Source organism: Aeromonas popoffii, assembly GCF_037818705.1.
Classification (GTDB): domain Bacteria; phylum Pseudomonadota; class Gammaproteobacteria; order Enterobacterales; family Aeromonadaceae; genus Aeromonas; species Aeromonas popoffii.
In genome coordinates, this window is record NZ_CP149129.1 from 2,608,945 (window position 1) to 2,626,067 (window position 17,123).

General features: G+C 44.0%; 21 protein-coding genes and 1 pseudogene. 20 read left to right on the top strand and 2 right to left on the bottom strand.

Annotation, left to right across the window (positions count from 1 at the left end):
* The 17 genes from WJM78_RS11875 to WJM78_RS11955 all read left to right on the top strand — a co-directional run bounded on the left by WJM78_RS11875 (window position 1) and on the right by WJM78_RS11955 (window position 13,845).
* On the top strand, window positions 1-540 hold the full coding sequence (locus tag WJM78_RS11875; protein ID WP_339009443.1) for a head-tail connector protein: 540 nt from the start codon (window positions 1-3) through the stop codon (window positions 538-540).
* 2 nt (window positions 541-542) lie between these two features.
* Complete coding sequence (locus WJM78_RS11880; protein ID WP_339009445.1) at window positions 543-875, top strand: phage head completion protein; 333 nt, start codon at window positions 543-545, stop codon at window positions 873-875.
* Entirely contained in the window at window positions 872-1,405 is a 534-nt protein-coding gene (locus WJM78_RS11885) for a hypothetical protein (protein ID WP_339009447.1), read from the top strand. The genes WJM78_RS11880 and WJM78_RS11885 overlap by 4 nt, the downstream gene beginning before the upstream one ends.
* Window positions 1,383-1,745, top strand: coding sequence for a hypothetical protein (locus WJM78_RS11890; RefSeq protein ID WP_339009449.1), 363 nt, complete (start codon window positions 1,383-1,385; stop codon window positions 1,743-1,745). Before WJM78_RS11885 ends, WJM78_RS11890 begins: the two co-directional genes overlap by 23 nt.
* A gap of 5 nt (window positions 1,746-1,750) precedes the next feature.
* Window positions 1,751-2,191: a hypothetical protein gene (locus WJM78_RS11895; RefSeq protein WP_339009450.1), complete on the top strand. Its 441-nt coding sequence runs from the start codon at window positions 1,751-1,753 to the stop codon at window positions 2,189-2,191.
* A 63-nt stretch (window positions 2,192-2,254) separates the two neighbouring features.
* Complete coding sequence (locus WJM78_RS11900; protein WP_339009452.1) at window positions 2,255-2,557, top strand: hypothetical protein; 303 nt, start codon at window positions 2,255-2,257, stop codon at window positions 2,555-2,557.
* Window positions 2,558-2,793: 236 nt separating this feature from the next.
* Window positions 2,794-3,045, top strand: a complete 252-nt coding sequence (locus WJM78_RS11905) for a hypothetical protein (RefSeq protein ID WP_339009454.1) — start codon at window positions 2,794-2,796, stop codon at window positions 3,043-3,045.
* A 31-nt stretch (window positions 3,046-3,076) separates the two neighbouring features.
* On the top strand, window positions 3,077-5,659 hold the full coding sequence (locus WJM78_RS11910; protein WP_339009457.1) for a hypothetical protein: 2,583 nt from the start codon (window positions 3,077-3,079) through the stop codon (window positions 5,657-5,659).
* A 64-nt stretch (window positions 5,660-5,723) separates the two neighbouring features.
* A complete protein-coding gene (locus WJM78_RS11915; protein ID WP_339009460.1) occupies window positions 5,724-6,104 on the top strand; it encodes a hypothetical protein in 381 nt (126 codons plus the stop codon).
* Window positions 6,105-6,113: 9 nt separating this feature from the next.
* The gene (locus WJM78_RS11920) at window positions 6,114-7,799 is read left to right on the top strand and encodes a hypothetical protein (RefSeq protein WP_339009462.1); all 1,686 of its coding nucleotides are present in this window, start codon (window positions 6,114-6,116) and stop codon (window positions 7,797-7,799) included.
* 59 nt (window positions 7,800-7,858) lie between these two features.
* Window positions 7,859-9,301, top strand: coding sequence for a pyocin knob domain-containing protein (locus tag WJM78_RS11925; protein ID WP_339009464.1), 1,443 nt, complete (start codon window positions 7,859-7,861; stop codon window positions 9,299-9,301).
* Between the two features lie 48 nt (window positions 9,302-9,349).
* Window positions 9,350-10,486, top strand: coding sequence for an ISAs1-like element ISKpn31 family transposase (locus WJM78_RS11930; RefSeq protein WP_339009338.1), 1,137 nt, complete (start codon window positions 9,350-9,352; stop codon window positions 10,484-10,486).
* A 170-nt stretch (window positions 10,487-10,656) separates the two neighbouring features.
* On the top strand, window positions 10,657-12,282 hold the full coding sequence (locus WJM78_RS11935) for a tail fiber domain-containing protein (protein ID WP_339009466.1): 1,626 nt from the start codon (window positions 10,657-10,659) through the stop codon (window positions 12,280-12,282).
* Between the two features lie 17 nt (window positions 12,283-12,299).
* Window positions 12,300-12,758 (top strand): hypothetical protein, encoded by a 459-nt coding sequence (locus tag WJM78_RS11940; RefSeq protein ID WP_339009468.1) that lies wholly within the window; start codon window positions 12,300-12,302, stop codon window positions 12,756-12,758.
* A gap of 11 nt (window positions 12,759-12,769) precedes the next feature.
* Window positions 12,770-13,138, top strand: coding sequence for a D-Ala-D-Ala carboxypeptidase family metallohydrolase (locus tag WJM78_RS11945; protein WP_339009470.1), 369 nt, complete (start codon window positions 12,770-12,772; stop codon window positions 13,136-13,138).
* A 42-nt stretch (window positions 13,139-13,180) separates the two neighbouring features.
* Window positions 13,181-13,480: a hypothetical protein gene (locus WJM78_RS11950; RefSeq protein ID WP_339009472.1), complete on the top strand. Its 300-nt coding sequence runs from the start codon at window positions 13,181-13,183 to the stop codon at window positions 13,478-13,480.
* Window positions 13,480-13,845 carry a hypothetical protein gene (locus tag WJM78_RS11955; RefSeq protein WP_339009474.1) on the top strand — a complete coding sequence of 122 codons (366 nt, stop codon included), beginning with the start codon at window positions 13,480-13,482 and terminating at the stop codon, window positions 13,843-13,845. The genes WJM78_RS11950 and WJM78_RS11955 overlap by 1 nt, the downstream gene beginning before the upstream one ends.
* Window positions 13,846-13,856: 11 nt before the next feature.
* On the opposite strand, the gene WJM78_RS11960 is transcribed toward WJM78_RS11955, so the two are convergent.
* Both WJM78_RS11960 and WJM78_RS11965 read right to left on the bottom strand, forming a co-directional pair.
* Window positions 13,857-14,384, bottom strand: a complete 528-nt coding sequence (locus WJM78_RS11960) for a hypothetical protein (RefSeq protein WP_339009475.1) — start codon at window positions 14,382-14,384, stop codon at window positions 13,857-13,859.
* Between the two features lies 1 nt (window position 14,385).
* The gene (locus WJM78_RS11965; protein ID WP_339009476.1) at window positions 14,386-15,882 is read right to left on the bottom strand and encodes a recombinase family protein; all 1,497 of its coding nucleotides are present in this window, start codon (window positions 15,880-15,882) and stop codon (window positions 14,386-14,388) included.
* A 36-nt stretch (window positions 15,883-15,918) separates the two neighbouring features.
* Here WJM78_RS11965 and WJM78_RS11970 point away from each other — a divergent pair.
* From WJM78_RS11970 to WJM78_RS11980, 3 genes and pseudogenes are all read left to right on the top strand, one after another.
* Window positions 15,919-16,062, top strand: a pseudogene (locus WJM78_RS11970) (MmcQ/YjbR family DNA-binding protein); the annotation flags it as partial.
* A 17-nt stretch (window positions 16,063-16,079) separates the two neighbouring features.
* Window positions 16,080-16,556 (top strand): GNAT family N-acetyltransferase, encoded by a 477-nt coding sequence (locus tag WJM78_RS11975; RefSeq protein ID WP_339009477.1) that lies wholly within the window; start codon window positions 16,080-16,082, stop codon window positions 16,554-16,556.
* Window positions 16,557-16,611: 55 nt separating this feature from the next.
* On the top strand, window positions 16,612-16,947 hold the full coding sequence (locus tag WJM78_RS11980; RefSeq protein WP_042036798.1) for a DUF3802 family protein: 336 nt from the start codon (window positions 16,612-16,614) through the stop codon (window positions 16,945-16,947).
* The last annotated feature ends 176 nt before the right edge of the window (window positions 16,948-17,123 follow it).

Consider the following 17,123-nt stretch of genomic DNA (forward strand, 5'->3'; position numbering starts at 1 on the left):
ATGTTCTATAAAGTGATAGAAAAAGAAGACGTTGGATCAACTATTATCCCGAACGATCTTATTCAAGATCACGTTAGAAACTACGATCAAACTGATGAAGCATTAATGGATCAATATCGAGACGCTGCAATTAACTTTGCTGAACGTTGTATGAATCGCTCGATTGGCCCAACCAAAATACATGCCTCGTTCAGTCGCTATAAAGCAAGGTTCGTTGTTCCTATGGGAGAAGTAAAATCTATTGATAGCATTACAGCATATCGTGATGGTGTCGAAATTGAAGTAACTAATTTCAGATTCAATTCTGTTTCAGATGAGGTAATTCTGAACTCTGAATACTCAGATTGTGAAGACTTTCATGTGATAGCTAATGTTGGCTGGACTGCATTTGAAGTTCCGAAATCTGTTATTCAAGGCATCTTGCAACTGATTACAACCTTCTATGAACAACGCGAAGATCAATCATTCGGTGTAACTGGCGTGGAAATTCCATTTAGCCATCGATATCTGTTTGACCGTTGGCATATTCCGGCGAGGTAATCATGCGAACAGGACAAATGAATAAAAAAATCGAGGTATGGGATCAAACAGAAAATATTAGTCCAGTCGGTATCGTCACCAAAACTAAAGATCTATTGATCGCCTGCCCTGCTGCTATCGAGTTTGTTAGTTCTGAACACGTTGGCGGTATTACCAAGGGAGTAAACAAGAAAGTCAAGATCACCATCAGATATAACCGGCAATATAAAATCCCGAGCGAAACAATGTTTATCCGATTTGACGATAAAGATTGGGACATCGTTGACGATGAAAACTGGTATTCAATGAATAAATACACCGTTCTAACTTGCGTATTGCGAGGTAAACACCAATGAAGGTGAGCGCAAAAATGCAAGGGCTCGGTGATCTTAATACTCTACTCGATTCACTTACTGATCCAAAGTTCAGGGCAGCGGCTCTAAGAGCTTCCGCAAAGAAAGCAATGGAACCAGTAAAGCAAGTTCTTGAAAGCAAGGCACCGTCAATGGTGAAAGCTGGTGTGACTTCTAAGACTGTTATTAATACCAACAAGAAAATGAAGATCAATCGAATTAAAGAACAAGATCGAGGCGAGTTATTCAGCCAAGTTACATTCGTAAATGAATACTACGGGATGGCAATGATTCTCGAACATGGCCGATCAAAGCGTCTTGCTAAAACAGAAGACGGGAAAGTATTCCACTCGTGGGGCAAGGCAACAAAATACGTTGAACGTGATATCGGTACAACTGAGCCTAAAAACTTTGTCTCTGAAACTGCTACTCAAACAGAAGCGGTGATGGTGAATACATTTGCCGAGTCACTGAAAACAGAAGTCGAGAAACAATTTAAGAGGATGAACCGTGCTAGAAACAAACCTAGTTAAATGGTTACGCCTTGTTTTCAACTTACCTGTTTACGCATTCGAAGTACCGCTTAAAGAATCTGGAACTTGTTGGGTTTATGAAAATGCTGGCCGTGGCATTAGAACTCTATATCACGATGGCAGCGAAATAATCCAGCGAACAATCAAGCTTACCAAATCCGCTACTTCATACGAACAGATATTAGATGATTCCAAGCTAACTAAATATATCAAGGAGCTAGCCAAACTTGGCGATCTCCCAATTCTTCACGCTCGGATTGATAACTTTACCGATCTATATGACCGAGAGAATGAAATCTTTGAGCGAACTTACACCATTCACTTTAAATACAAGGAATAAATAAAATGGCAGGTCTTACCGACATTAGTGTATCTAATTACACCAAAGTAGAATACAAATCAGGATCTACTTCTAAAGCAATCCTGAACGTTGAAAGTTTCAGTGGCCTTGGTGGCGAAACTAACATTATTGACGTTATGCAATTTAACGCCAAATATGCTCGCCGTCTGATTGGATCCTCAAGTGCAAGCCCGATTGAAATTGTATGTACTTATAACCCATCTGATGTTTCTTTTGTTGATCTTCTGGCTCTGCAAAAGAACGAAACCAAGACTGAATTTAAAATCACCCAGTACGCTAACGCAGAACAGAAAGTTGGTAGCACCATCACTGTTAACGCATTCGTTAGCTCTATCGCCTATGGTAACGAGTTTGACGCACAGCGTACCGTAACTTGGACTCTGGCTGTAGATGGTGAAATCGGTGCTCCGGTAGCTCTGGCTTAATACTAGAAACGCTAAATAAAGGGAGAAGCAAACGCTTCTCCCTTTTTTATTTGGAGAAACAGAATGAACTTTATTGAGAAATACGCAATCAAGCCGATTAAAACTACTATGTCAGACGGCACCGAGATCTTTATTAAAGAACTCAACTATAAAGGCGCTATGGCAGTTGCTAGTGAATATGATCCGGCTGAACGCGCACTAGCTACCCTGATTAATGGACTATGTGACGAATCCGGTAAGAATGTATTCGCAGAAGAACAGCGCGATTGGATCAAAGAAAATCTGCCAGTTCAAATCATTCAAGAAGTCGCAAGCATGATCGCTAATGTGAGCCAGCGAGATCTTCTAAAAAAGTCCGAAGCCTGAGCCATAACGCTGATAGAAAGTTCCTCATTGAACTAAGTCTAAAGCTTGGCATTCCCACATTCGAGTTAGAGAAATGGCCCACAAGTATTGTCGATGAATATCGCGCTTATAACTACCTAGAGCCATTCACTACCAAAGCAGAAGCGTTAAGACAGGCAACTATCGCGCAACTGATTCTTAATCAGAACAATACCAAGAAATCACAGTTTGTCCCAGCTCAAGACATATTCCCTTATTTGAAAGATAACCCCGATTGGCTTGATGACGAGCGAATTAAGAAAGCTCTTAGGATTCTCAAGGGATTACAGACGGCTGAACAACTGGCTGATTTCGGTATGAAGATCTTGGAAGAAATAGATATCGAGAAGAAGAAGCCAGAACGCGATCAGTTCTATCTATCTCGCTTGTCTGACTTATCCAAAGAATGCCAACGGCGCTTTCAGGCAGAACATTTAAAGCAATTAAACAACAACGGGGAGACGGCATAACGCCCCTCCCCTTTTTATTAAGGAGAACACAATGACAGTTAGTATTAACTTAACAGCTAATACCGCTCAGTATGTGGATCGTATTAAACAAGCGAGAACACAGAGCGAAAGCGACTTAGTTAAAATGGAGCGCAACTTTGAAGAGTTCGCCCGAAATGTAAACGATAACTTTACCAGTGTTGACGGTGCTATTAATCAGATGCTCGGCTCAATGCGCGGTATGTCTGGTGGTGGCTTTGCTGTTGGTATTGGTGCAATCGGTGCTGCTGGTGTCGCTGCTGCTGCTGGCCTGAGTATGATGGCTATCGAGACAATGAAAGCACAGAAAGAAATTGAGCGAGCGGCTAAGTTGTCTGGTAGCTCGGTAGAAGAGTTCAATAAGCTGGCTATCGTTGCACAACAGAATGGAATGGAAGTCGATAAACTCGGTGATATCTATAAAGATGTGTTCGATCGGATCGGTGATTATGTCACTGCTGGTAGTGGCCCATTACAAGATTTCTTCGATGCTATTAAAGGCAAGTCTGATTTCACGATTGATGATTTGATCGGTAAGTCTGCACCAGAAGCATTAAGCGCAATCGCTACAGAACTTGAAAGAGTCGGCGCAAGCACAGCACAGATCACATTCGTGATGGAATCAATCGCCAGTGACTCTACCTTGCTATTTGACGCGATCAAGAATGGGCAAGATGGATTGAATCAAGCTCTTGAGGGATACGCTACCAAACGCGCCATGTTGTCTAATGGCACTATGGATGATATTGCCAGAATGGATTCAAACTGGAGCAGCATGTGGGCTAATTTCGGCGTCATGATGTCCGAGAAGTTCGATACCCTGTTTGTAAAACTCGGTGTATTAGCTAAAAAAGCCTCTGATATGTTTGCCGATTCTGTTGATGAAATGCAAATGAAGAAATTCGAGCAGGATTTCAGAGACAGAAAAATCACTGTAACGCTAGAGAACTACGATCAAGTTAAAAAACAGTTTGAACAACTGGACGTTAATAAAGTCAGATTCAGCGGCCCTCTGAAAAATAATGTTACCAAAGACGAATTGGAACAGATGCGTCAAGACGCAATAAAATATCAACAGACAATAGGGCAACAGATTTCTAATGTAGGCGAAGCGGCTGAATATAAAAAACAGAATGCTGGCACAGGTGGAACTGGCTCTGGATCTGGACTGTCTTCAAGTGCTCAAACTGCTACCGCTAAGAGTGTTGAAGAAGCAAAGAAGATGATTGCCGAAACTCAGAAACGGGCACTTGATACAGAGAAAGAAATCGCGGATACCAGAAATACTATTCGACATGCCGAAGAAACTGATAATCAGGATCTATTAAAACAGGCAAATCAAACTCTGTTGAATCAACAAAAGAATCTTTCGGATCATAACGAGAAGATCAAGGGACTGGAAGAAACTAAATCCACTATTGTCGAGCGAGAAAATCAGAAGCGTGAACAGGCTGAGAATAAAGCTGTACAAGCAAAGCAGAAAGCAGCACAAGACGCCGAACGAATCGAACGTGAAAGAGCACAGGCACAACTTGCTATTCAAACTGACGAAGCTGGAAGACTTGAGATTCAATACCAGCAACAGATCGCTAGTTTTGAAGACATGCTATCCAAGAAACTTATTAGCCAAGAACAGTTCAACGCGAAGCAAAAACAGCTAGCCGAGAAACACCAGCAAGAACTGGCTGATCTTGAGCGTAATAAGGAGACTGAAAAACTCCAGATTCAACGCGATGTTGCTACTACTCGCCAACAGGAAGCTGATACCGATCTAGCACTACGCAATCAGAAACTCTCTGAATATCTGGAAGAAGGTAAGATTACCCAGACTCAATATGATAATGCTATTGCCGAAGCGAGACGCGAACATAATTCAGTAATGACTGAGGAAGATATTCGTTATGTTCAGGATAAAAATACTCGTGATGTTATGCAAGCCGAAGCTGGTCTTGCTTATCTAAACGAACAGCATGAACTGGGACTTATTAACGATCAGGAGTTCAACGAGCAACGTATTGCCGCAGAACAAAACGTTACTGATGCTAAACGCCAGTTAACCAATGCACAGCTAGATCAATTCAGTCAGTTGATGTCTGGTGTTAGTGGACTAGCCGAGAAAGGCAGCAAACAACAGAAGATGTTATTTGCCGCAGAGAAGGCCGCGACAATCGCTAAGATGACATTAGCCGGATTTGAAGCTTGGTCAAACGTAGATAAAGATCCATCTATTCCGACTACTACAGGCAAGATGATTGCTAAAGCTGGTGTCGTTGCTCAATACGCTGGACAGATCGGCTCTGCTGCTGCTGTTACTTTGGGTCAGTTCCACTCTGGCGCTGATGAAGTTGATTCCACTGGTAGCTATATCTTGAAAAAAGGTGAGCGTGTTGTCCAACCAGAAGCAAACAAAGATCTGACTAACTATCTTGCTAATAATGAGAAGGGCGGCAAATCTATTGTGATGAACAGCGATCTAGTTATTCAAGGTGGTAGTGATATTGATGAAGGTAAATTCCAGAGCTATCTGATCAAACATCGTGAATCTGTTGCATTGGCTATGAAACAAGCTGAACGTGAAAACCCAAGCTTTAGATAATACAGGCACCTTCGGGTGCCTTATCTTTCACTAAATACAGTTATTAACTATAGGAGTAAAACAAATGGCCATTAAACGTGGTAAATACGATCTCCAAGTTTATCGTGGAGACACACCGACTTGGAAAATGCAACTCTTTCAAGTGGACGATAAAACCGGAGATAAATCACCAATCGATCTATCTAATGGATTCACTATCAATGCACAAGTGAGATACAACTCAGAGGCAAATGATATTCTTTATACGCTACCGATTCAAATTGTGGACGCTAAGAATGGTGTTATTAAGATCACTGTTCCGAAGTCTGCAAGCGAAACTCTTTTGCCTGCTGGTAGTTCCCTTGCTGATACGGCTGTATATGACATGCAGCTCAATATACGTGATTCTGTTTTCACAATCTTGACTGGTGGCTTCTCTATCGTTCGCGATGTAACAAGACTATAAGGGGGAATAATGAGTTTACTTGTAGAAATTTCCCAGTTTAACGATCCGTTTAATGGGACTACCGAAGTAGTTTTGGTAGAGGGAACTAGCGTTTATGACGAGTTTCTAAACGGGATCAGAATCGAAGTTAAAGGACTTGCCGATCAAGTCACTGCTGATAAAAAGGTAGTAGCGACTGACAAAGCAACCGTTACAACTCTCAAGGGTCAGACTCAGACATTAAAGGATCAGACTCAGGCGCTTAAAACTCAAGTTGATACCGCTAAGTCGGCTGTTGATAAAGCTCTGGCTGATGTTCAGGCACTCGATAAAGAGGTACATGACCACGTTGTTGATGTTACCGCGCTGAAAGACGAGGCAACAAAGCAAGCTGGTATCTCTACTGCACAAGCTACCAAATCGACACAGGAAGCGGCCAAAGCTGCTGCTAGTGCATCTACTGCTACCACACAGGCAAACACAGCCAAGACGCAGGCAGACGCGGCAATCAAAGCTCTGAATGACTTCAAAGCTAACCCATCAACAACTGGTGATCTGAATGTTGGCGGCGTACTCAAAGTTAAGGGCGTTGATATTGCCTCTATCTATGAGACACAGACAGAAGCAGATAAAAAACTAGCAGATGGCAAAGCTTATACTGATGCTGAACTAGCTAAGTTAAGAGCAACGGATCAGGCTACTCTTGATACATTGACTAAGTTGAATAAAGAACTAGCGGAAGGTGAAACTCTGATTGATGGTATTCAGAAAGCTAAAGTCGCTAAAGCTGGTGATACCATGACTGGTACTTTGAAGTTCGGCACCGCTAATAACGTCTATGATATCGAGAGTATGAGTAATGATGCTGGCAACGTTAAGCGGTATTTGCGTAAATTTAGATCTGGTGCTCCGTCTACTATTTGGCATGAAACTATCAATGATCGTCTGTATGTGTTGGCTACGGGTGTAACTGACACCGCACCACAATTTACAATCAGCAATGGCGATAGCGCAACATTTCAATATCCTGTATTGACTAACAGCCCGCAATCCACATTAGCAAATAGCCTTGTTCGCAAAGACTACGCTGATGCTATTGACGCAAAGAACGTTGCTAAAGCTGGTGATACCATGACTGGTAAACTAACAGTGCCTAGCTTTGTTGATAACACAACAAACATTGGTAAAGACGTATTGCCTTACGTCACTTTAACTGGTGCAGATGATTGGGCTGGCCCTGTTGGACAATCTCGATTTGTTACACCTACTTCTGTTGGTGGCCCTGCTGGTAATAAGGGTGGATATTGGAACATATTATCTCGTCGTGATTCTGCTGGCGGATACGCTGGTATCTTTATTCCATATATGAACAGTGAGAATAAATGCTATATAGGTTCTAATGATAGTGGAACCAATGCACCGATCTGGGCAGATATTTATACAAATCTGAATAAGCCTAAATGGGAAGACGTTGGCGGTAGTGGATTCTTCAATATCGTTACTGATCACATTCAAGCTAAGGACAAATGGGTACGTGCTGGCGGTGCTGCTACTGGCTTTATTCCATATGCTTCCGGTACAACTGGCACAAGTTCTATCGGTACTTCTTCATGGTGGTTCAAGGATAGCTTTGTTGTGAATACAAATACTAAGCTTGTCGATTTTGGCAACTGCACAATTAAAGAAGTAGCAGGAGATCTAGTGTTCTCCGTATAAATAAATCCCCCGAGAGTTATCTAAATACTATTAGATTAACTCAAAGGGGATTATTTTTTATGACTGACGCTTTAAAAATTAATAAGGTGGCACAGACTATTGACGCTATCAACGGCTTTACTATGGCGGTTGGTGGGAAAGAAGTCTATCACCCAGATAATAAGCCGTCTGCTGCTGACCTTAATGTGGTCAATAAAGCGGGCGACACAATGAGCGGTAATTTGATTGCTCCGAAAGTCCTTGTCTCTGCTGCACAAGGCACCGAAGCCAACGCGCTGGCTCGTAAAGATTACGTTGATGGTAAGTTTGCTACTGTAACGGCACCGACTGCTGTTCTGCCTATGATCATTGATGCAAACAAAGCGATCAGTATTAAGCCTGCTGCTGCTAATACCGCTGGCTCTATGTCTGCTGCTGATAAAAGTAAACTGGATGGTATGCAAGGATTCGCTGTTGATGGTAAATCCGAGAAGCTGAAAGGGCCAATTAACTTTGATAGTCTTGAATCAAGTGGATTCTATAACTTGTATTCAGCAAAAGCCACTGGCTCAGTTAACCCGCCACCGTTTGATTACGGCACAATGATCGTTATTGGCTCTGATAAAGATGTAAATACTTTCGTTACTCAAGTAGCAACAGATCAAAGAACTGGGATTAGTTATACCAGAACACGTAATGACGGCACAATGGTATGGACTGGCTGGATTGAAAACGCCAACGAGTTTAGTGAAATGGGATATTCATATCATAATAAATTCGAAATCGGTGGAGACGCTGATACATTTTATCCAGTTGCAATTAATGTCCGTGGGTCTTCTGATGGATTTGGATGGAAGCGGTATTGTTTCTCTCGTGCTTATAATGAAAAGGCACCAGATACTTGGAACAACAAAACTCACAGGGGTGCGCTGACTCTTGCAATCGAAATGACAAACGATTCTGGGTGGGGCGGAAACTCACATAGAGTTAATGTGAGTGAGTTTCATTCTGGATATACAACCGTTGCTGGCGGTCTCTTTTATACAACGCAAAGTCTAATTGTTTGGCTACGCGGCGGTGGTGCTACTTATTGGTTCCATAGCGATGAAGGTATCAAGGGTGGCATTGTTGTTAACTTAGAAAAATACGTTGCACCGGATAAGAAAGATTTTTTGCCAAGAACAATGGAAGAAGCTGGCGTAGGCGTAACTAATGAAATCATGCCTTTGTTTGTCGCTCGTAATGGCGAACTATATGATCGCAATCGTAGAGTTCTAGTTGCTGACGGTTCTATCCCAATGATTGGTGATCTCAAAATCGAGAAAGAGCAAGCTGCATTGATTTTGAAAAACGCCGCTGGAGCTGCCGTTGATAAAGCAGAAAACTATGGCCGTATTAGATTTGAACATGCTACTGGTGATCAACATGTTGAGTTAATGCATTCAGTTCACGATGAATACAGAGCTGGGTATGGATTCAGGGCAAGATCGCGAACGTTTTTTGACCAAGAAAAACAGGTTTGACCCTGCGATCCAGCTGTGATCTTATGCTCCTTTTTCAGGAGTGCCTTCATGTCTATTGATGCTGTTTTTGCTCAGTTTTTCGATGATATTCCCGACCCTCGCCAGCATGCCAAGATTTATTATCCTTTCTACGATGTCCTGTTTCTCACCGTCTGCGCAGTGATCGGTGGCGCAGACGGCTGGGAAGATATTGAAGATTTCGGTGAGGTTCATCTTCCTTGGTTTCAATCCAAGGGGCTGTTTAAAAATGGTATTCCTGTCCATGACACCATCGCCAGGATCATCTCCGGTATCAAACCAGAGCCGTTTCAGGCCGCGTTCGTACGTTGGACTCAAGCCATCAACCAGCACACCGAAGGCGCCTTGGTCGCTATCGATGGCAAAACCCTGCGCAGTTCCTATAACCGTGAAGATCGAACGTCGACCATTCACATGGTAAGCGCCTATGCCGCCGCTAATAAACTGGTGCTCGGACAGATAAAAACCGACGCCAAGTCCAATGAAATCACCGCCATTCCCGACTTGTTGGCGTTGCTCGACATCAAAGGCTGCCTGGTATCCATCGATGCGATGGGGTGCCAAACCGAGATCGTCGAGACCATCCTCCAGCAAAGTGGCGATTACTTGTTGGCCGTCAAAGGCAACCAGCCCAAGTTGTTCGAGGCGGTCCGGCAAGCCCTGGCCCCGCTGGCGGCTACCCCATTATGCGCAGCAACGATGACACTTGATAAGGCTCATGGGCGCATCGATGGTCGTGAGTACCATATCATGGCGGCGGGTGAGTTAGCTGCCCAGTTTCCTCATTGGGAACAGTTGTGCAGCATTGGCGTGGCCATCTCTTATCGCATTGAAAAAATGGAAAAAATCACTCTTGAACAGCGTTATTACATCAGTTCCAAAGCGCTGACGCGGGATGAGTTTTCACGAGCGGTACGTGGGCACTGGGCCATCGAAAATAGCCTGCACTGGGTGCTGGACGTCACGATGGGCGAGGACGATTGCCCAATTTATCGCGGTGATGCCGCAGAGATCCTTGCGTGCATCCGGCACATGGGGCTGAACATGCTCAGGGCTGAAACTTCACGCAAAGCGAGCATCAGACGGAAGCAAAAGATTGCAGGAATGAGCAGTGAATACCTGGAAAAGGTACTCAATGCTGGCCTCAACAAATTGGGTGAATTTTAACAATATGTTCACGCTCTCGCCCTGGGTATGGATTAAGAGTTCTTAAATCAGAAGATAATAAAGGTGGTGCTGGTGCTTGGCTTGATGTTCAAGGCGATGTATTTGCACAAAACTTTATTCAGACAACAGCGCAATCAACTAACGCTGCCTCTTGTACTCGTAAAGATTATGTGGACGCTATTGACGCAAAGAACGTTGATAAAGCTGGCGATACCATGACTGGTAACTTGACTTTTGCTAACGATAGTCAGTTGATTTGGAGTCGCAACTCTGATTTTGCTAAGATTGGATTCAAGAATGATTCCGACTCAGATGCAGATGCCTATATGTGGTTTGAGACTGGAGATAACGGAAACGAGTATTTCAAGTTTAGATATCGTATGAGTGGCGCAACTACTCCGATTGATTTGCTTGATATCGCTAAAGGTAAAGCTGATTTCCATGTTCCGATATACGCGGATGCGGTCAAAAACGCGATGGTGGTAAATGGCAAAGGTAGTATTAGTTTCCAAGATGGGTCTAACACAAGATTCCATTTATTTTCGGAAGGAAACGCAATCAAGATCAATCATGGAATCAACGGTGAAAATGGCATTGTTAATATTCTAAGCGATGGCGCTATTAGCTCAATCGGTACGTTCACTGCTAAAGACTTCTTGCAATCAACAGCACAAACAAACTTGCCAAACGCAAGCACACGTAAAGATTACGTTGATAACTTGGTTAACGTGTTAAAAGGTGATGTTTATTCTAAAGGCGCATCCGACGGTAGATACGTGGATATAGCTGGCGATACCATGACTGGTATTCTTAACATGAAAGACGCACAAGCTGGCGCGGCTACATTCTCAACTGGTGCGAGTGCTGTATTTACAAATGGTCAGTCTAACGCTTGGTATCATATTAATAGACCAGCTGGTGATAATGGACTTGTTATTTCTGAGGGTGTAACTCCGATCAATCAGATTGCTAACTTCTCCGTTGGTAAGATCGATTTAAAACGCGAGACTCAGATTAGCTCTGGTAAGTTACAAATCGAGAACGCTGGACATAATATTCTTGAATTCCATACTCCTGGTAAACACGCCAGAATGATTTGGATGGATGGAACAACCGGTGATTTGAACTTCGGACAATCTAACGGTGCATACGTTGAAGCATCAAGATATATGACTCTAAGAACTGATGGTTCTGGTATTAATCTGAATGGCACAAACTGGGCTAAAGGTTCACATGCATTTCTAGATCAATGGGCAAGACAAGCTCCGCTTAACGTCGATTTCGGTACTGTAAATGGTGGCTCTGATTATTATCAGATTGCGAGTGGTAGAACAGTTGCCACTGGCGCTGGATATACAACTGATACCGAATTCGGTGTATTGCGTTCCGGTAATATTTGGGGTCAAGCTGTTATCAGAGTTGGATCTGGTGAAGCTGCAACATCAAAATCTCAGTTCGCGTATACATTCGATATTAGCGGTAACTTCTCTGCTGCAAACGTTCGCATTACATCCGATGCTAGATTGAAATCTGACTTTAAGCCGATTGAAAATGCTTTGTATAAAGTAGAACAGTTGACTGGTAAGACTTATATCAAGCAAGGTAAAGAAGAACGCGAAGCGGGTATTATTGCACAAGACTTGCAAAAGGTACTGCCTGAATCTGTCGGTGAGTTCAATCACGCTGATGGTAATAAATATCTGAGTATCGAAATGGCGGGCGTTAATGCTCTGCTGATTGAAGCAATCAAAGAACTATCTGAGAAAGTTAAACAACTGGAGGCAAGGGGGAAGTAATTCCCCTTTGATTTAATATGACAGTACCTAATATCCCATTCTGGCTATCTGATGCTAATACAGAGTTCGGTGGCAATGGATGGGCAACTGATATATGCGCTAAAGCTGGATTGGCATTACCTGTCAATCTAATTAATTTAGCTGGGAGAAGTAGCGATACAAAGATTGTTATGACAATCGGTGTATTTAATCCCGGATATGAAAATCAGATCGGCTATTTTAGTAATGCTGCTGGTGCTATATCACCTAATACCCACAAAGGCAGACTGATTACCACTATTGGCGGATTCGATGATCAGCCAGATCTTCTATATGTCGGAGTAGATAAGCCATCTCCATTGACAGTAACAATAGAAGGCGCTGGGACGATGATTATTCCAGCCGGAGAGGGAAAAATTAGATGGCCAGGAATTATTAGTTGGCTATGGGCTAGAAATGGCCAAAAGGTAAACGTAACTCTTAAATCAGATTCTTAATAAGGAGATATATGGAAATCGAAAGCAAACACTTTAAAGCGATAGAACTCCGTTGCAAGTGTCCGAACTGTAGACAACAGAAAGCACACCAAATCACACCAGACGCGCTAGGCCGACTCGAAAAACTTAGAGATAGGGTTAATCGCCCCATTGCTCTAACGAGCGCCTATCGCTGCGGTATGCATCCAGAAGAAGCGAAGAAAGCACAAGCAGGACAACATAACAAAGGCACTGCTTTTGATATCGCCGTTTCTGACGGTGCTCAACGAATGGAGATCGCTAGACTCGCTATGGAGCTGGGATTTAACGGGATTGGTGTCGCCAAGTCTTTCGTGCATGTTGATTGCAGAAACTCAACGCCTGTTATGTGGACATATTAAGTCTCTAAATATAGTTATATTATAACTATTAAGGAGAATAAAATGTCAAAAATTATTAACTTCCGAGTTATGCGAGGCACTACTTTACGCCAGATGTTCAAATGGGAAGATTTCGGATTGGTAGCTGGCGATGTAACTTGTATTGCTCGGGAAGAAATTACGTCAAACGGTGTTAGTGCTGCTGCTAAGTTTAAATGTGGTATTAGCTATGAAGGGCTGGAAGTTTATCTGTCGAATGTAGAATCACAACGACTACGGAATTATAATCGCTACGCTATTGCTGTCCAGCTTAATAATGGTGATGTGGTGCCGTGTCTGAGTGGGTACGTGGAGATTCGATAATGATCAACATTAAGAACTTCACGCCGTCAGATTGGCTTAAAATAGGTGGACTTATAGTAGCATTGGTAACGGCTTATAACATGATTGGATATACGTCAGATAAGGTAAGCAATCACGATCGCCAATTATCATGGCTACAGGGAGCTGCCAAATCACAAGATACCGAACTAGCTTTGATAAAACAGCGACAAGATCAAACCGATAAACAGTATGTTGCTATCGGTGAAAAGCTTGAGAAGGATCGAATTAGAAACGAGGCTATTTACGAAAAAGTCAACGATACTCTTTCGCAACTTCAAGTTTCAATCGCTAAGTTAAACGCTACTATGGAATCCATTCAGCGTGAAAATAAAAAGGGCCGCTAATGCGGCCCTTTTTATTGTGATTGCTCTGTTCGCCAGATCATTCTTTCAACTTCACTTTCACCGACTATTTCAATAGCCTGCTCTTTCGTGATCTCAATACTAGCCCACCCGAACTCAGGATCTTTTTCCTTCTGCTCGTTGAACCATTTAGCCATAGCTCTGTTCGGCTTACCAAGTGGCTTGCGATACGCTACTGATTCGATACCCTCTTCATCGAAGTACCGATAGAATCTGTTTTCAATGACTGCCCTGACACCATCAGAACGAGCCGCATTACTTGCTCTCTGAGTTCTAGGCTTAGACTCGCCAACAAGTTCTTCTGGGTCGATACCCTTCGCTTTCAGCATAGCAAGAACTTGATCTATCTCTGCTTTGCGCTTGCTGTCGTGATACTGATTAAACGAAGTGTACAAGCGATCAGAAAGCTTGGCGAACTCGTCCTGTTTCATATCTACATGTTCGAGATAGCCAGTAATCGAATCTCTTGACCCAAGAATTTCTGAAACGATGTCGTACTTATCAGCGATGCCCAATACCATGTTAGTCCTCATTAAGTTTCTTGATTTCGTTTAAGAACTTTTCGGTGTCAGACTCGAACACGATAACGTTATTACCAGATTTCTTTCCAGTACCAACATTAACACCGAATACTTTTTTGTGACCATTAGTTAATTTGACGTTAATTTTACATAGATTGGCAGTTCTGTCAACGATTACTTCTGAGATTAGCTGCCGCAATACTAATCGCTGCTCATCGATACTAAGCTGGAATACCTCTTTGATTACTGTAGTAGGCAAGGTAACGATCTTGCTTTCATCTGCTATCTGCATTTTAACAGAAGTAATGTCTTGATATGCTTCTTTCAGGCTATCGACATCACCAGCTTCAACTAGCATTTCCTTTACTTTCTCAAGCTTAGCCAAACGCTCTGTAAGCTCTGGCAACTTACTAACTATCTGATTGCTTATACTCTTGTAGGTAATGCGGCCCAAGCATTCCACTAGCGTCTGATCGAAGTTTCGGATCATCTTCTGATTACAAGCGCCAACTTTTGATCTCGAACATTTCCTATACTTCTCGCCACCGCTCCCGATCTGAATACTCATAGCAGCACTACAAGAGCAAAAAATCATATTGTGAAATGCAGTGCCATTACTCTTTCGACCTGGCTTTTCGCCGTTGATCTGAATCTTCTGCCAAGTCTCAAAATCACATACCGCAGGAAATGCACCTGATATAGAGCTAACGAGTTCACTATTAGAAGTTCTTACCTCATTGCCGTTATCATCAAACGCTTTCTTAGACTTAGTGGTAAAGAAATCTTTCGTGCCATATAAAGCGGAGTTCTCAATCGCTATTCTGACGGAAGTGTGACCCCAATTTGATCCGCGACTTGACTTAAATCCACGTCTGTTTAGTTCAGCGGCTATACCCAATGCGCCTACACCCTGCAATCGGAGATCAACTATCAGCTTTATGATCTCTGCTTTCTCATTGAAAACAAACTTATCATCGACTTTATCAAGCCAGAACGGCCAGCGACTAACATCACCTTTCTGACGCTTTGACTTATAAGCAGCGGCAACAAGATCGGACTTTCTCTGGCTTTCTTTCTCTGCCAGATCAGCACTGAACATCAGCAATATGTTTTGCACAACATCATTAACATTCGCTTTTGTGTAAATCTGATTCTTGTCAAGTATTACCAGATTGCACCCATGCTGAACTGTTATCTGTTTGATTAGCTCTCTGGTATGCTCCCATCCACGGCGACTAAGACGATCTGTTGATTCGAATAACACATAGCTACCACGAGGAATTTTACCCTCTTCCATTGCTTTGATTAGCTGTTCGAACATAGGCCGTTTGATCGACTTCCAGCCACTGACACCGAGATCGCGAAAGCTCGTTTGTTGTAGCTCGACCCCGTTTGCACCGCACCATTGCTGGGCTGCTTTAACCTGGCGGTTTATACTGTCGCCATCCGCTTGCTGACTGCTTGAAAAACGAGCGTATAGCCAAGCTTTTGATTTCATTACTAAATCTCGGTGAATTAACTCGTGTGTATTTTACACTCTAACAAGCAGCACTGGAACACGGTGACCCTGAGCGATACGCTGGCCTGCGATCTGTGGCAAGGCTGGGTGCACCACTCCTATGAGCGGGTGGTCGCCGGCCTGCCCAGGGCCAAACGGCCGCAAGCCCCGGCACTATGATGTCTGTGAGCCACCCCATGCCAAAGCAGCCCAATCTGGTCCCGCTGAGCGAGCCGCATATCCCCGCCCTTATCACCCTGTTCGAGCAGTCGGTGCGCCAACGCGGCCCCGAACACTACAGCGAGGCGCAGGTGGAGCAATGGGCCCTCGGCGCCCATCATCCGGGCCTTGCCAGCCAGTTGCGTGATCACCACGGCTGGGTGCTAGAGCAAGGGGGCGCCATACTCGGCTTTGTCACCCTCAGCGACGATGGTCACCTGAGCCTGCTCTATGTGAGCGCCGATCATCAACGGCAGGGGCTCGGTGGCCGCTTGCTCGACACCGCCCTCAACCAGGCCGGTCGGCTCGGTATCAAGACCCTGACGACGGAGGCCAGTGCCTTCAGCTATGGGCTATTTTTACGGTATGGCTTTCAGCTGACCGGATTGGAAAGCGTGGAGCGCGGCGGGGTCGGGTTTATCCGCTATCGTCTGCACTGGCGCTTGCCAAGCTAGGTCCAGCCACTAAAATACGCACAGTTTTTCCGTATTGTTGAGGATTTAAGCCGCCATGGTTGTAGAAAGCGAAGGCTATATCGCCCTGATTGAGTATCTGGTGGAGAGTCTGGGACTGTTTGAAGCCCAGCAACAGAGCAGTGGTGAACAGACCATCGAAGATCTGGTGAGCAGCCGGGTCGCTGGCAACCTGATGGCCATCTGCGAACAGAACCCGCAGCTCGATCCCAAGTTGCGCTTCATGATCATGCAAGAAGCCGATGCCGTGGTCGCCGATCTGGAAGAGGTGCTCTCCGCCGTCTGGCTGCGCGCCCCGACCCCGCCCCAGCAAGCCTTTCTCGAAGAGTTCATCGATCTCATCAAGAACCTGTTTGACGGCGCCATCAGCTAGCCCGTCGAGACAGCTTGCCGCCGTGGCGCACACTCGTGCGCCGAATATCCCCGCCAACAGCCTAAATGAAAAGGGCCGCCTTCAACGGGCAGCCCTGCTTGCTATCATTTCAACTCATCAAGCTTTTCAATGACTTTTAATGAATATCGAGGCAAGAAATGTGTCTGGTCTTGGCT

What these genes read in the sequence shown, in the direction of transcription:
- WJM78_RS11875 (WP_339009443.1), top strand. Translation starts at nt 1, where the DNA reads ATGTTCTATAAAGTGATAGAAAAAGAAGACGTTGGATCAACTATTATC.
- WJM78_RS11880 (WP_339009445.1), top strand. Translation starts at nt 543, where the DNA reads ATGCGAACAGGACAAATGAATAAAAAAATCGAGGTATGGGATCAAACA.
- WJM78_RS11885 (WP_339009447.1), top strand. Translation starts at nt 872, where the DNA reads ATGAAGGTGAGCGCAAAAATGCAAGGGCTCGGTGATCTTAATACTCTA.
- WJM78_RS11895 (WP_339009450.1), top strand. Translation starts at nt 1,751, where the DNA reads ATGGCAGGTCTTACCGACATTAGTGTATCTAATTACACCAAAGTAGAA.
- WJM78_RS11900 (WP_339009452.1), top strand. Translation starts at nt 2,255, where the DNA reads ATGAACTTTATTGAGAAATACGCAATCAAGCCGATTAAAACTACTATG.
- WJM78_RS11910 (WP_339009457.1), top strand. Translation starts at nt 3,077, where the DNA reads ATGACAGTTAGTATTAACTTAACAGCTAATACCGCTCAGTATGTGGAT.
- WJM78_RS11915 (WP_339009460.1), top strand. Translation starts at nt 5,724, where the DNA reads ATGGCCATTAAACGTGGTAAATACGATCTCCAAGTTTATCGTGGAGAC.
- WJM78_RS11920 (WP_339009462.1), top strand. Translation starts at nt 6,114, where the DNA reads ATGAGTTTACTTGTAGAAATTTCCCAGTTTAACGATCCGTTTAATGGG.
- WJM78_RS11925 (WP_339009464.1), top strand. Translation starts at nt 7,859, where the DNA reads ATGACTGACGCTTTAAAAATTAATAAGGTGGCACAGACTATTGACGCT.
- WJM78_RS11930 (WP_339009338.1), top strand. Translation starts at nt 9,350, where the DNA reads ATGTCTATTGATGCTGTTTTTGCTCAGTTTTTCGATGATATTCCCGAC.
- WJM78_RS11940 (WP_339009468.1), top strand. Translation starts at nt 12,300, where the DNA reads ATGACAGTACCTAATATCCCATTCTGGCTATCTGATGCTAATACAGAG.
- WJM78_RS11945 (WP_339009470.1), top strand. Translation starts at nt 12,770, where the DNA reads ATGGAAATCGAAAGCAAACACTTTAAAGCGATAGAACTCCGTTGCAAG.
- WJM78_RS11950 (WP_339009472.1), top strand. Translation starts at nt 13,181, where the DNA reads ATGTCAAAAATTATTAACTTCCGAGTTATGCGAGGCACTACTTTACGC.
- WJM78_RS11955 (WP_339009474.1), top strand. Translation starts at nt 13,480, where the DNA reads ATGATCAACATTAAGAACTTCACGCCGTCAGATTGGCTTAAAATAGGT.
- WJM78_RS11960 (WP_339009475.1), bottom strand. Translation starts at nt 14,384, where the DNA reads ATGGTATTGGGCATCGCTGATAAGTACGACATCGTTTCAGAAATTCTT.
- WJM78_RS11965 (WP_339009476.1), bottom strand. Translation starts at nt 15,882, where the DNA reads ATGAAATCAAAAGCTTGGCTATACGCTCGTTTTTCAAGCAGTCAGCAA.
- WJM78_RS11975 (WP_339009477.1), top strand. Translation starts at nt 16,080, where the DNA reads ATGCCAAAGCAGCCCAATCTGGTCCCGCTGAGCGAGCCGCATATCCCC.
- WJM78_RS11980 (WP_042036798.1), top strand. Translation starts at nt 16,612, where the DNA reads ATGGTTGTAGAAAGCGAAGGCTATATCGCCCTGATTGAGTATCTGGTG.